The 14,141-nt window shown below is 39.6% G+C and carries 14 protein-coding genes and 1 pseudogene; 6 read left to right on the top strand and 9 right to left on the bottom strand.

Annotated features, from left to right (window positions below; translation table 11 throughout):
• Positions 1-315: 315 nt before the first annotated feature.
• Positions 316-897 (top strand): annotated as a pseudogene (locus tag Xsze_RS16540) (plasmid pRiA4b ORF-3 family protein).
• Positions 898-1,111: 214 nt separating this feature from the next.
• The gene (locus Xsze_RS16535) at positions 1,112-1,579 is read left to right on the top strand and encodes a hypothetical protein (RefSeq protein WP_051462601.1); all 468 of its coding nucleotides are present in this window, start codon (positions 1,112-1,114) and stop codon (positions 1,577-1,579) included.
• 64 nt (positions 1,580-1,643) lie between these two features.
• Here the strand turns inward: Xsze_RS16535 and Xsze_RS22445 are convergent, their stop codons facing one another.
• The 5 genes from Xsze_RS22445 to Xsze_RS16510 form a co-directional block, all read right to left on the bottom strand.
• Complete coding sequence (locus Xsze_RS22445) at positions 1,644-2,015, bottom strand: hypothetical protein (protein WP_209435313.1); 372 nt, start codon at positions 2,013-2,015, stop codon at positions 1,644-1,646.
• A gap of 313 nt (positions 2,016-2,328) precedes the next feature.
• On the bottom strand, positions 2,329-2,757 hold the full coding sequence (gene tnpA, locus Xsze_RS16525) for an IS200/IS605 family transposase (protein ID WP_099138100.1): 429 nt from the start codon (positions 2,755-2,757) through the stop codon (positions 2,329-2,331).
• Between the two features lie 60 nt (positions 2,758-2,817).
• Positions 2,818-3,588: a flavin-containing monooxygenase gene (locus Xsze_RS16520; protein WP_099139147.1), complete on the bottom strand. Its 771-nt coding sequence runs from the start codon at positions 3,586-3,588 to the stop codon at positions 2,818-2,820.
• Positions 3,589-3,672: 84 nt separating this feature from the next.
• Complete coding sequence (locus Xsze_RS16515; RefSeq protein ID WP_167330991.1) at positions 3,673-4,905, bottom strand: flavin monoamine oxidase family protein; 1,233 nt, start codon at positions 4,903-4,905, stop codon at positions 3,673-3,675.
• Between the two features lies 1 nt (position 4,906).
• Positions 4,907-5,173, bottom strand: a complete 267-nt coding sequence (locus Xsze_RS16510) for a hypothetical protein (RefSeq protein WP_176553612.1) — start codon at positions 5,171-5,173, stop codon at positions 4,907-4,909.
• A 315-nt stretch (positions 5,174-5,488) separates the two neighbouring features.
• Between Xsze_RS16510 and Xsze_RS16505 the strand changes: the two genes are divergently transcribed.
• On the top strand, positions 5,489-6,130 hold the full coding sequence (locus tag Xsze_RS16505; protein ID WP_211293374.1) for a TetR/AcrR family transcriptional regulator: 642 nt from the start codon (positions 5,489-5,491) through the stop codon (positions 6,128-6,130).
• Positions 6,131-6,214: 84 nt separating this feature from the next.
• Here Xsze_RS16505 and Xsze_RS16500 read toward each other — a convergent pair whose 3' ends face one another.
• Together Xsze_RS16500 and Xsze_RS23135 are read right to left on the bottom strand one after the other, a co-directional pair.
• Entirely contained in the window at positions 6,215-6,772 is a 558-nt protein-coding gene (locus Xsze_RS16500; RefSeq protein ID WP_255296549.1) for an arginase family protein, read from the bottom strand.
• Positions 6,759-6,953, bottom strand: a complete 195-nt coding sequence (locus Xsze_RS23135) for an arginase family protein (RefSeq protein ID WP_255296550.1) — start codon at positions 6,951-6,953, stop codon at positions 6,759-6,761. Before Xsze_RS23135 ends, Xsze_RS16500 begins: the two co-directional genes overlap by 14 nt.
• Positions 6,954-7,632: 679 nt before the next feature.
• Between Xsze_RS23135 and Xsze_RS16495 the strand changes: the two genes are divergently transcribed.
• Positions 7,633-8,562: a tyrosine-type recombinase/integrase gene (locus tag Xsze_RS16495; RefSeq protein ID WP_244431716.1), complete on the top strand. Its 930-nt coding sequence runs from the start codon at positions 7,633-7,635 to the stop codon at positions 8,560-8,562.
• Positions 8,563-8,670: 108 nt separating this feature from the next.
• Here Xsze_RS16495 and uspE read toward each other — a convergent pair whose 3' ends face one another.
• Positions 8,671-9,615, bottom strand: coding sequence for a universal stress protein UspE (gene uspE, locus Xsze_RS16490; protein WP_038233454.1), 945 nt, complete (start codon positions 9,613-9,615; stop codon positions 8,671-8,673).
• Positions 9,616-9,742: 127 nt separating this feature from the next.
• Positions 9,743-10,498, bottom strand: a complete 756-nt coding sequence (locus tag Xsze_RS16485) for a fumarate/nitrate reduction transcriptional regulator Fnr (protein WP_038233456.1) — start codon at positions 10,496-10,498, stop codon at positions 9,743-9,745.
• 280 nt (positions 10,499-10,778) lie between these two features.
• Between Xsze_RS16485 and Xsze_RS16480 the strand changes: the two genes are divergently transcribed.
• Together Xsze_RS16480 and Xsze_RS16475 are read left to right on the top strand one after the other, a co-directional pair.
• Complete coding sequence (locus Xsze_RS16480; protein ID WP_071991720.1) at positions 10,779-11,675, top strand: dimethyl sulfoxide reductase anchor subunit family protein; 897 nt, start codon at positions 10,779-10,781, stop codon at positions 11,673-11,675.
• Between the two features lie 440 nt (positions 11,676-12,115).
• Positions 12,116-14,065 (top strand): pyridoxal phosphate-dependent decarboxylase family protein, encoded by a 1,950-nt coding sequence (locus Xsze_RS16475; protein ID WP_038233462.1) that lies wholly within the window; start codon positions 12,116-12,118, stop codon positions 14,063-14,065.
• Positions 14,066-14,141: the final 76 nt, after the last annotated feature.

Below are 14,141 nucleotides of genomic sequence, written 5' to 3'. Positions count from 1 at the left end.
TTATATTCAGAGAAGCTAAAAAGCCCCCTCTGTGTGATCCTGTAATTTAATTGCCTGTCTTTAATATATTCTTTCTAATAATGGAGACAGGTAAATTATGGATGAAAAGAAACTTAAGTCCTTCGCTCTTGAATTGCTCGTTCTATCACCCACTGAATAAAATGGGGTTATAAGCTGGACAATGGCATTCGGTTAAGATCTTGCCGGCGCATCAAAAGAGTTCCACCGTGTTGGAGAGCATGAAAAACTGTGGGGTATCCCTTTAATCAATTAATATGATCGTTCTCATCATCATTGTGACAAAGGGAGAAAACAATGCCTGTCTATAAGATCAAAGTGGCTATTCGAGATATTAGTCCGATGGTTTGGCGACGTTTTCGTCTTCACAGTAACATGTCACTTGGGGCTTTCCATTTTCTGCTGCAGTTTGCTTTTGGATGGGATAACGACCATCTCCATACCTTTCATATTCACGGTAAAGACTATGGTATTCGCTATGAAGGAGGACTGGGCTTTTATGATAATCCTTGGTCAATTTCACTGGCCTCATTTTAGTTTGAAAATCGGGATAAGTTTACTTATGAGTATAATTTTTTCCGCCACTGGTTGTTAGATATCCGTATTGAAGCGGTTGAATCAGATCTAAATAAAAACACGCCATTTTGTCTTAGTGGTCAAGGAATGCCGGATGCGACTGAATATGATGAAACCGAAGCAACGATTAAACTCTTAGAAGCTATTGCAGAAAGTGATGACAAAACGACTTGGGGTGATATTCAGGAGTTTATTGACGAGTACAACCGCGTCAAGTTTAACCGCCGACGACTCAATCAGTTATTAAAGCGTTATGATTTTGACACGCCGAATTATTCGCAGGGCTTGGACTGGTATCCCTAAAGGTATACTTTTACATAAATAGTGATCACAGCCCTTAAATTGTCTCTAAAGGGGGTATAAATTGAGGTTTAGAGAGTATTATAAAAACCTCTATATGGTTGATGAATTAAAAGCCAAAGGCGTTCGCCTGAAATTAGCCTGTGATAATGTCGGTATAGGTGTTTCAACTTACTATAAGTTAAGGAAACGATAGCTCATTAACTTCGGAGATCGTATGATGAAAATCGTAATGACAGCAATGGTTATACACGATGATGGCTTCACCACTCAAGAAACCTTATTGACGTTACAGAAAACCGCCGAACAAGATGAACTTTTGGGATTATCTCTCAACGAATCAAAAAGATTACTCAATCACGCACAATTGTCAATCATACAATCTCAAACCCAAGCTTACATGCAAACGCACCGAGAATGCACACACTGTCATCAACGTCGTCAAATAAAAGATCATCAAACACGTCATTATCATACTTTATTTGGAGTCATTCCTATTAAAGGGCTTCGGCTTTATCGCTGTAACTGTGAGAGAAATAATACCAAATCAGTCAGCTTACTCAGTGAGTGGCTACCCGAAAATATCCATCCCGAACTAAAATATATTGAAGCCAAATGGGCCTCCTTGATGTCTTACAATCTTACTGTGGATAGATTGAAAGATATTTTACCAATCAATCAATAAAGCGTTAAATGCCTCCACGGTGCGTAATCACTTAATCAATGTCGCTAGACGGCAAGAAGCTGAGTTAGCCGAGAAGCCAGATTTTCTCGATAAAACGGCTGATGACAATGATAATTTGCCCCGCCCAGGAAAACCGATGGTGATAGGATTTGACGGTGGCTATGTCAGGGATTGCCATAACCGGAAAAACAATTTTGAAATCATTACAGGAAAAGCGTATGCCCAAAATATTCAAGCGAAACGGTTTGGTTATGTTCACATGTTTGAAAATAACCCAAGGAAACGCTTGCTTTCTGTACTCCATGCCCAAGGGATGCAAACTAACTTGAGCAAGTCCTCGTTGTATATACCCAGGGCTAAGATCAGTGAAAGGGACACGTTTCATGTGCTTTTGCCAAATAATAGGTTCAAACTTGCTGTAACCCAGTTTATCCATATGGTCCAGTATTCGGCAAAAATGCTCCCAGACTAAATCAACCTTTAATGTCCACGAATTATTGGTATAACCCAAAGCAAAAGCCAAATTAGGTACAATCCCATGGGTTATAACGAGGCGTAAAATGGGTATCAATATCAAAATTTTTTGGAAGTCTCCGGCGTACACCTGCAATCAGCAGTTTTCGCATGATTTTGGGGAAGCGGCGACAGGCCTTATATAACCCCCGATTAACTCAACAACCACCGACTAAAGTCGGTGGGTTAGTGATTAACGGACTGAAAGTCCGGATACGCATCGGCTGAACGATGCGTCAATCGTCCATCCTGAAATTATCATTTGGGTTCGCTTCAAAATGGTGGGCAAGATAAGCCTCAATCATTTTTTCTGTTAACTGACCCACCGTGGCACAAAAATAGCCTCTGCCCCAAAAATGCTGACCCCAATAGCGTTTTTTCAGATGAGTAAACTCCTCAAACAACTTACTCGCTGTCCTCCTTTTCAGCCTCCTCATGATTTCTGAGGGTGCTAATGTCGGCGGACTATTCACCAATATGTGAACATGATCTTGGCTCACGACATCACTTAATATTCTGATTTCAAATGCTTCACACGTCTGACGGACTAACTCTCGCACCCGAATACCGACTTCACCCGTCAGCACCTTGTACCTGTATTTTGTTACCCACACAAAATGATATTCGATATTAAATACCGTGTGGCTGCCATATCTGTAATCCATGTTGCACCTCCCGTGCAACACAGTATCGCAGCTAAAGCTGACCGACTAAAGTCGGTGGTTTTAACCTTTAATATGGAAGAATAAAATATTTTTTTTACGAATAATCGGATAAGCACGTTTATATCCAAGAAGTTTATTCAGTAAACCAGCAATGGAATCAATAGCAGGCACAGAAAACATATAGGTTGGTGAGCGTTGCAGCATGGTGACATGTTTTGCTGTAGCGGCCATTGATGGAATCAGGGTGACGGCGGTTGCACCACTACCGACAACAACGACTCGTTTATCTGTATAGTCTAAGTCTTCTGGCCAATGTTGGGGGTGGATGATTTCACCCTTGAAATTTTCCCTCCCTTCAAATTTCGGTGTGTAAGCATGTTTATAATCGTAATAGCCTGTATTCAGTAATAAGAAACTCGCCTTGAATGTAAATAATGTCTCAGTGTCTGCATGTTCAGCTGTAATCGTCCACTTTCCATCTTTAGATGAAAAAGCCGCTTTAATTACGTGATATCCCAAGCGAATATGTTCATCAATGCCATTTTCTTCAATTGTATCTTGTAGATAGCTAAAGATGGTATTGGTATCAGCAATAGCTCTTTGATGTGTCCATGGCTTGAAACCAAAACCAAAAGAGGGCATATCAGAATCCGAACGAATTCCCGGATAACGGAACAGCTTCCATGTCCCCCCAATGGTATTGCGCCCTTCTAAAATGATGAATGAAGTATTGGGGCGGTACTTCTTTAAGTGGTAAGCTGCACTAATTCCAGAAATACCTGCCCCAATGATCAATACATCGGCTTCGGTTGGTTGAGTCATTTCATTCATATTGACTCTCCTTCACCACTGGAGGTTACAGCAAGTTGGGACATCATGTCATGTGTGGCTTGAACACCCGTTTCTATTGCCCCCTCAATACTGCTTACGCCTATCGCTGCAATGTCTCCGCCTGCAAAATGAATGCGCCCATGTGGGTTGACGTATTAATGGGGCGGCTCCAGTAAGGTTACCCGGACGATGATGTACCCAGGTTCCCTGAGAAAATGGGTCATTTATCCAATCGTGAAATGCAACATCCACGACTTCTATGTCTGGTACAAATAGGCGCAATGCCTGTTGAACCGCTTCGGGATCATTGGCATCAATAGAAGAAGCATCAGAGATAAAACCAACGAGTATTGTGTCGCCTTCGTGATAATACTCAGTCTTTATGGTATTGATTGGAGCCTGTTTAACCGGCGCAAAAGCAGCAAAGTGAGCTAATTCACCACGGGCGCGGACCATGATTTTTATTGTACGCATTGGGAACTTGTGTTCTATCATTTGCCGAGCGGGTTCCACAACGTTAGGCCTAATTTGTAAGTCAGAGAGAACATTCAGTGGAACAGCCACAATAGCCGCTTTAGTCGCAATTTGTTCACCGGTATGGGTCGTTATCGTAATGCCTGAACCATCATCATGGATTTCAGAAACTGGGGTGGAAAGACGCAATTCTGCTTTGGAATTATTATGAATGGCCTGAAGTAAGCGTTGTGTTCCTCCTTCTATTTGCCAAAACCCCGCTGTTTCAAGAAACGCATCCCAGTAACCAAAATATGTTGCAGTCCATAGCAAAAATTGTGCAATGCCTTGTTGCTCCCAATCGTGTACAAAAGTCGATAGAGCGCCATCAATGATATCTCGTTCATAATCCGAGAGATTGAGGGTATTAAGCCGATCTGCCAATGTTTGCTTTTCAATTGGCTGTGTATCTCTTGCTGAAAGAGAAAATGGGGTGGGGAACCATGTCCGGGCATCCCCTAAATATTGTGAAAGTAGTGGCACTGCAATAGTGCTGAATTCTTCCATTGTTCCGGAGTGTAACGTGTCATCAGCAAACCAAAACATTTTTTTGATTTCAGCGGGCGGTTGCAAACTCATACCATAACGTTGTAATTCATGCCAAATATAAGGTTGAGTCCAGTGGGCGTAGGCTCCCCCAAATTCTACCGGATGACCAAAGGCTTCTCCTGAATAGGTACGCCCACCAATACGATTACGTGCTTCAAGAAGAACAACAGAATAACCCGCATTACTTAGATCACGGGCAGCAACCAATCCGGCAAAACCTGCCCCTATAACAGCAACATCATAATGATTGTTCATATTAAACACTCTCCACGATTTCGGCATGCGGTGTACCAACACGCTCTAAAGCTGAATAAAAATCTTTTGGCATAGTCCAATTTTCTGGTGCAAAAGTACTTGCCCGTTGCCCATATTGATCCAATGCCATAACCATAAATGCTGTGCAGGAAGTACCGGTAATCGATGCCATGCTTTGCATTAGATATGAGTTTTTTCCTGCACCGACAGTGCGACGAATAATTTCTATAATTTTCACTCCTTTTGAATAAAAATTATTTTTAATCATATGGATAATGGACTTTTGGTTTTTAGGCTGAATGAAAAACAGCTGAGTTTTAATATTAATAGTTTATTAATGACAATCAGTCAATGACAATGTGTCATTGTTATTTTCTTTTTTTTGGAAAGAGGGATTTGATTTTCATTTAATTGATTTTTAATTATTGGAATAATATTTTTTATGGGGTGAATAATCTATTTTGAATAAAGAAATAATGTTTTATTCCATATCATCAGATAAGCTAAGGCCTTCAAATTTTGTTTTTATCAAGGAGAAAGTGAATGGCATCGTTTCATTATTAGCTTGCCTGATTGAATATTGATGCTTTACACTTACACCGTGTCAATTAATTTATTGGTCATTATGAAGACATATCAACGACGCCCTAAACATGACCCGAAAGAGTCTGAACAAGAAATATTGAATGCTGCTGAGCAATTTTTAATAGAACATCCATTTCGCGCACTAAATGTTGATGAAGTTATGCGTCGTACAGGTCTTAAGCGCCCAGCGTTTTATGTACATTTCCGAGATAAATATGATTTGGTTTTAAGGGTTGTTCAAAATGTTGGGCAAGAATTGTTCAAAATAGCGAATCGATTGTTAAAAGGTAATAATTTTCAAGATGATTCTCTTCGAGCGATTGAGGAAGTTGTTGAGGTTTACCATAAACATGGTGCATTTTTACGTGCGTTAGCTGAAGCTGCTGGAGCTGATGAACGGGTTGAGCAGGTTTACTACTCATTAATACAAGATTTTATATCTGAAACTATAAAGCATATTTATAAAGAACAGGCCCTTGGCCGGATTAGTAAAGATATCGAAGTAGAGGAAACCGCTCGAGCACTAATTTGGCTTGAAGAACGTTATCTGTCTGAAGCATTTGGCCGAACACCTCAGGCTGATCCTAAAATTGTTGTAAAAGTACTTCATAATATTTGGATGTCTTCACTTTATAGATAGGTTGATTAAATTTTGCGTAAACCCAAAAACCTGACCACATGGTCAATTTTTCGTCATCCCGTGCAGTGGCTTTTTGAAAATGAGTTAATTGCGGGACAGAAACATTGCTTCCAGAATTTCAATAATCAGCTCCGCATAACAACCGCCGGGGTCTAAATCAGGATCGAAAACAGAAACAGTCATGCCGCAACATAATGGGTTATTGAGTAACTGCGCACCAATATTTTTTAGCCAGCTTGGATCAATACCCGGACTACCGGGTGAATCAACTGCTGGCATGATGGTTTGATCAAGAACATCAACATCAAGATGTATCCAAAAACGCCATGCTGGCTGAACGGCTAACATTTGTTTGATTTTGTAAAGGATCTCTTTTTCACCTATCGTGTTTGCAGTAAAAACATCAATCTGTGAAATAGCTGTTTGGTTAATATCAGGCCAGGCAAAATCAGGATTTCGGTTCTCACGTTCGCCCAGTTGGAATGCTTGTTGCTCTGGCACCAATGGGCTTTCTATATCAGGCCAATCTGTTAATAGTGTTTCACCACGGCCTGTTGCCAAAGCCAAATCCATTCCTGCCACTGCACCTACCATCTGTTGTGTATCATAATTATCTGGATGACGATAATCAACTATGTCCATCAATATGAATGAGCGATATTGGCCCCATTCGACGAGAACCCACCAATGCACCTAATAGAATTGAGCAGTCCCCTCCAATAATGAGTGGAAAGTCGCCACTTTCTTGTACCTTAGCCACTTCCGCCGCCAACTGTAGGCTAAAGTCACGAATACCATAACCATTACGTATACGTGTGCCCATTTGTGGTTCAACGATATATTTAGCCTTGCCAATTTACTCACCGCATTTGCTTGTAACCTTTCCGCTAATCCATGTTCCATCAGTACTTGTGGGCCCGCCAAGTTCCTGGTATGTGTCCCTTCCATAGGGGACTTAATCCAAGATTCGTTGGCGCAAAAATGATATGCATAATGAGGACTCCGTTGAATAAATCATGAACGATAATGTGAAAGCATAGATGAGACAACAAGAAGAGTAAATTGGTGTGATTCGGAACATATGCGCTTAATAATTTCTTCAATTGTTAGCCTGCAATGACAAGGGTTTTCTCTATAAATTGATTCATTGGGTATCACTGGTTTATGTGCTTCATGAACCTTGTGTTATTTCTATTTCATTGTTTTTAAAGTATTATTTTTTCTACTTATTAAAAGATACATTTGAAAAAGTAAGATAAATCAAATAAAATGGCGTGAGTAATCACCACTACTTTTTACAGAGCGTAACTAAAATCAGGTCCTTTAATTGTTAAAAAAACAGACTTAATCAGATGAGGTTTATCGATATTGAGTTATGCTTTTTAGCAAACTGTAAACATTGATGTCAGGAGGAAACTTTGACTCACCATAATCAAGATGATGATGACTACGAAAATAATGACGAAAAATCACTCATTGCATTGACGAACTCCCGACAAGAAATGGGAATGGTGAAAGCATTATCTGTCCCGGGAAAACAAATACATGATAATCCTGCCATTGCATATCTCGTCAGTCTTGGATCAAAACGCAGTCGTCAAACCATGAAATCATTCCTGAATATTGTGGCAAATATGCTCGGGTATCAAAATATTCAGGACTGCACTTGGGGAGCATTACGGCGCTACCATATTCAAGCCATCATGGAAATGCTTTCAGACTCAGGTAAAGCACCGGCAACAATCAATACTTATCTTTCTGCATTGAAAGGTGTTGCTTTGGAAGCATGGACGATGAAACAACTTGATACAGAAAATTTTCAGCATATCAAACAAGTTCGTTCAGTTAGGGGAAATCGGTTACCGAAAGGGAGAGCACTTGAGCGTCATGAAATAAAAACCTTATTCTTTACCTGTGAAAACGATTTAAGTACAAAAGGGTTACGTGATGCCGCGATTATTGGCGTGCTTTTAGGTTGTGGACTCCGGCGATCAGAAATTATTTCATTGGATATGAAACATATTATTCGTCGGGAGCAAGCCCTAAGAGTAATGGGAAAAGGTAATAAAGAGCGTTTGTCTTATATGCCGGAAGGAACGTGGGAGCGTTTAAACCATTGGATAGATGAAGTGCGTGGTGATCATGCGGGTCCAATTTTTACCCGAATCCGACGCCACGATGATGTGACTGATATCCGCCTGTCAGATCAGGCTATTTATCATATTCTTGAAACACGCAGAATTGAAAGTGGCTTGGAAAAATTTGCTCCCCATGATTTGCGCAGAACATTTGCATCAGCTATGTTGGATAACGGTGAAGATATTGTCACGGTTAAAGATGCAATGGGGCATTCAAGTATTACTACGACCCAAAAGTATGACCGGCGTGGGGATGAACGTTTGAGAAATGCAGCCCGTAATCTGGATTTTTAATTGTCTTCACGACATTATTGACAAGTCTTTCTCAAATTTCTAATCCTGAGATTGCCTGAATTCCATCTATTTTCAGGCAATCTCTCGACATGTTGCTATTTATTCTGCCTATTCTGTCACGACATTGATGGGGCAGATAAAACCATCCGGCTTAATGGCCAACAAATCACATTTAAGTTTATCAATAACGTGCTCGGCTGTATTACCAAGAAAGGCCGCGGATAACCCCGTCCGACCTAATATACCTAAAACAACCACTCCGGCATTGAGTTCATCACAAGTTTCCGGGATAACCCTTTCGGGCACACCTTCACGAACATGAGTATGTTGTTCATCAATACAGAATTTTTGTCTCAACTCTTTCATTGCGACTAAATGTTGACCACGTAAAGCTTGGTTATATACATTGGGATCAAAATCCGGAATTTCAGTTGCAATATTTAAAGGGGCAACCGGATAAGCACTGACAAGGTGGATTAAAGGTTCTTTAACAATTCTTTTGGCCAGATCTTGAGTTTCATGCACCAATTTCAGGTTAAGTTCGCTGTGATAAGCTTCTTCATGAGATAAATTAACCGCAACAACCGCCGCTCCGTTTTCTGGCCATACCTGATCTTTTACCATCCAGACGGGGCAGGGACATTTACGCAATAAATGCCAGTCAAGCGGAGTAAAAATTATGGATTCTAATTTAGAATGTTGATGTGCCATTTTCAATAATAAGTCATGATTTCCTGTTATGACTTCTTGAATGATGGCTTCATAAGGGCGATTATGCCAAACCACTTTAATCTCAATATCAATACCTGATTCAAGATAGTAATGAGCTTGTTGTTTTATCCATGCGACTCTTTGACTAATCACGCTCTTGCGCATGGCATTTCTTTCTTCGGGAGAAAGCAGGGTCGTCATTTCATATGAAAGATCATAAATAGACAGGAAAGCCTTAATCCGACCACCGTTGCGCTGCACAATATAAACTGCCCGTCTTAATGCAGGTTGATCATCCTGACTGGGATCAATTGCAACTAAGAGGTTTTGGTAGTTTGCCATATTCAGTTCCTCATAGAGAGTCAGTATCTCTTTCATACAGAAAATAAACCAATATAGACAACTATAACAGGATAAAAGAAAGCCAGATCCGCAAAATATAGTGATCTGGCTTAAAATTTAAATAATGTTAAGCTACGTTAGCCGGTGCTTTTCCCGCTAACTCGGTTAATTTATCCATATCTTCAACAGCGATATACTTACCTTTAACAGCCAAAATGCCATTTTTTTGGAACCGACCCAGCAAGCGACTGATGGTTTCAACGGTTAAGCCAAGGTAATTGCCAATGTCGCCCCGTGTCATCGTCAAGCGGAACTCGCGAGGTGAAAAACCACGTTGGGCAAAACGGCGGGATAAATTGTAAATAAATGCAGCCAGTCTTTCTTCAGCATTCTTTTTCGACAATAACAAAATCATTTCCTGATCACCTTTGATTTCTCCGCTCATCAGGCGCATCATTTGCTGGCGGAGATTAGGCATTTTTCCAGAAAGATCGTCCAGTGTTTCGAATGGAATTTCGCATACCATGGATGTCTCAAGAGCTTGGGCAAAACTAGGGTGTTCAGTATTAATGATGGCATCAAAACCAACCAAATCACCGGCAAGGTGAAAACCAGTAATTTGTTCATCGCCTTCTTCAGTAATCGTGTAACTTTTGATAGTCCCAGAACGGATGGCATAGAGTGATTTCAATGCATCACCGGCCTTAAACAAAGTTTGTCCCTTCTGGATGGGTTTTTTGCGCTCGATAATATTATCCAGTTGATCAAGCTCATGTTCATTTAAGGTGAAAGGAATGCAGAGTTGGCTGATGCTACAATCCTGACAATGAATTGCGCAACCACCAGATTGAATCCGACGAATAATACGTTTTTCCGGGATCATAGGGAATGCTCATTAGAAGTGATTGATATGCGTAAATTTAACATATTTAGATAGCTCTGATAAGAGCTGGGAATTTCCATTCATTATGGTTATTCATTATCACAGAAGAAAAAGGTGATTTTTTTTGGAAACTAACAAGGAAGTTGCGTAATATTTTGATTTATCGATATAATACTTCAATCAAACTTAAATTGAATAAATAAAATATGGATGAAATAAGTACGGGTGATGTTATTTTATTGCATGTTTTTCGGTTGCAAATAGATGGAATAGAGTTGACATGAGTGAATGGTTATTAGTTGCATTTACAATGATAGTGCAAAGCTCTGTAGGATTAGTATTGATGAGCGCACTGTATATTTACTGGCTTAAGTACGAATCAAAAACATGGCAGCATTCTGTGACCATCCTCGTGCAAAAAATATTATTAAGAACATTATTAATATGCTGTGTGCTGTCAGGAATAGGTTTAGTTGCTTCGTTAAACGTTTTAGGAAATCCATTTAACATTTATTGTACATTACATAATGTCATCCAATCGTGGGTAAATATAGAAACAACGTTTGCCGTCGTTTACTTTGGTTTGATTGTTTTATGTGCATTGGTTGCAGCGCTTGTAAAGCGAGTATATGTTTACGCCATGTTGGTGACTGGCATCATTGGATTGATTGATCTTTATTACATGGCGCTCATTTATGTCAATAGTGCCATGATTACATGGACGAACGTTAATACTTATTTTTTATTCTATAGTGCAGTATTCACGTTAGGGCCTGCTTTAGCATTGTCGTTTATCGCCTGCCCATTGAGAAAATTCATTCATGGAAAATTATTCATCAAATTGGTGATATCTGCATTATTTGTGGTTTTTATCAGCGTAACCCTACGATTAATTGAACATCCTGCTTATATGGAATGGTTAGCAGAAATCACAACGGTCAATGAACGTACTATTTTTCCCCATCAAACAGAACTTAATATCAAAAGTGCTTTCGGATTAAGAATGCTTTCATGGTGTTTATATATTATTGCAATGACTATCTGGATTTATGCTTTGTGGAAAGGGCGGAAGGGCATCCTGAAAAAAAAGAACCATTCTATTTTGTTTGGTTCTTTTCTTATGTTTATTGCTGAGTTAGTGAATCAATACACATTTTTTATTATGTACAATGTATGATAAGAAATTCATACAATCCCACCTGATTACCCAGTTTTTTTGTTACTCACAGCACAATCATGGCAGTGTCATGATTGTGCTGTAGGAAAATGAGATCAATTTATAGTTGATAAAGAAACATTTTCACTCCGAGACAAAATCGCCATCCTTTTCTTTACTTTTTCTTTATTTGTAGTAGCGCACAATTTCTCAATTCATTTTATTAACTTGTTATCAACATTGTGAATATAATGTAAAAAAGATATTGGTGTTGGATTGTTGGTTTATAGCCAAAGTGTTAACAGAACTAAATGATGTTTTAAGTTATTGGTTTTGATTAGATTAATTAATCATAACGAAGATCGCCAGTCCATTATCGTGATTGTCGTGATAAGTAAAAAAAATATTAATCTATTTATAAAGTTCTCTGGACGCTTGCAAAGAAAAAGGGTTATGCGATTATGACTAAATCACTTCGTCCGAATTTAAATATAGATGCGTTGTTTTTAGGTCCTAAATCAGAAAATGCCGTTTTTTTTAGAGAAATGATGGACTATGCCATCAGTGAACATATACACTGGCGCTCTGGTTTCCATCCGAGTGATGCAACCTTTATTACATCTCTTGATCGCCATGAACATGATTACAGAGAAACACTTTACCAAACGGAAGGAATTTTAAATCAGTTATCAGCCAAGCTGAAAAATACGTCGGTTCCTTTTTTCTCTCCCCGTTATCTCGGACATATTAACAGTGATACCTTGATGGTTTCTAATCTTGCATATGTCATGGCGATGATCTACAACCAAAATAATTGTACTTATGAAGTCTCTCCGACAACAACAGAGCTGGAACTGGAATCGGGATTAGATCTTTGTCGCATGTTCGGTTATGACCCAGAGAAATCTTGGGGGCATATCACTTCTGGCGGAACAGTGGCGAATTATGAAGGATTGTGGGTTGCCCGAAATTTAAAAACCCTGCCTTTTGCCATTTATCAACATCCTAAAACAAAAGCACTGCTCAGTCATAAATCTCCTCAACAATTGAAGAACATGCCAACCGCTGAAATTTTGGATTTAATCACTGAGATCCAAAAGATTGGCGTTTTTGAAGAAATCCGTGACATGACTTGCCGAGGAATAGGTGTTAAACCAGAAATTCTGGGTAAACTTTTGGTTCCTCAATCCAAGCATTATTCCTGGACCAAGGCCGCAGATATTTTCGGCATTGGTCAAGAAAATATCATTTCACTCCCTGTTAATGAACATTATCAAACTGATGTTGCGAAAATGCGTGAAATTACCTTTCAGCTCATTGAGCAAGGTGAACCCATTTTAGCGATGATTGCTGTGGTAGGAACGACCGAAGTCGGCGCGATTGATCGGATTGATGAAGTTGTTGCTCTGAGACAAGAATGTGAAAAGCGTTATGGGGAGTCATTCTATATTCATGTAGATGCTGCCTATGCCGGATATGCATGTTCCATGCTTTTAAATGAGCAGGGAGAATTTTTGGAATATGATACCTTGCACAGTCATCACCGCTCAATCGGGATCATGCCAGAGGAAATCAGTTGGCCAAAACCAGAAGTTTATGAAAGCTTTAAGGCATTGAAACACGTTGATTCAATTACGGTTGATCCTCATAAAGTGGGGTTCATTCAATATTCTGCTGGTGCCATTTGCATGAAAGATAAGCGTATTCTGGGTTTGATTTCTTCCAAGGCCGCTTATGTTTTTGCTCAAGATGAAAATCAAAAAGAGGCCACTGGCATTAATCGAGGAATACTTGGCTCTGCAATTATGGAAGGCTCAAAAGCAGGTGCGACGGCAGCAGCACTTTGGGCAGCCCATCGTTTATTGCCTTTGAATATTAGCGGTTATGGAAAAGTAATTGCTGCCGGTATTGTTACAGCGCACAAGCTGCTAAGTAAGTTATCCACTTTACCACCAATAGTGGTGGGAAAACATCGGTTTGAAGTCCATACCATGCTATCTCCTGATTTCCATATGATTAATTTCACATTTAAGGAAATCGGTAATGAAAGCTTGAACAACCATAATGCCCTCAATAAGCGTCTTTACGAACTTTGTTCATACTCAACGGGACGTGCGTATACCAATGATTTTCTGACTTCATCAACTGCTCTGGATTACAAAGAATATGGTGATACACCGTGGCATTATGCAGAAAAATGTGGTTTTAGCCGTGAAGAATGGGAGAAAGTCCATCGTATCTATGTCTTAAGGGCAGCGATTATGACCTATTGTTTGCGCAACGAAGAGCATTTTCAAGAATTCTGGCAGCAGCTTAATGCCATCTTTATCAAGAAATTAAATCAGTTGGTGGACGAAGAAGAGAAAAAATCACGGCTAATATCCGGTCTTTATACACCATTTATTAGTTAATAAAAAGCAGGTTAAATATTCACCACGTTAACCACAACTTATTGATTTAAATAAATTTAATCATTAAGGAGCTTGA

It is taken from the genome of Xenorhabdus szentirmaii DSM 16338 (genome assembly GCF_002632585.1).
In the GTDB taxonomy this organism is placed as follows: Bacteria; Pseudomonadota; Gammaproteobacteria; order Enterobacterales; family Enterobacteriaceae; genus Xenorhabdus; species Xenorhabdus szentirmaii.
The sequence above is the reverse complement of the archived record's forward strand: the minus strand, read 5'-3'. Positions and strand labels throughout refer to the sequence as shown.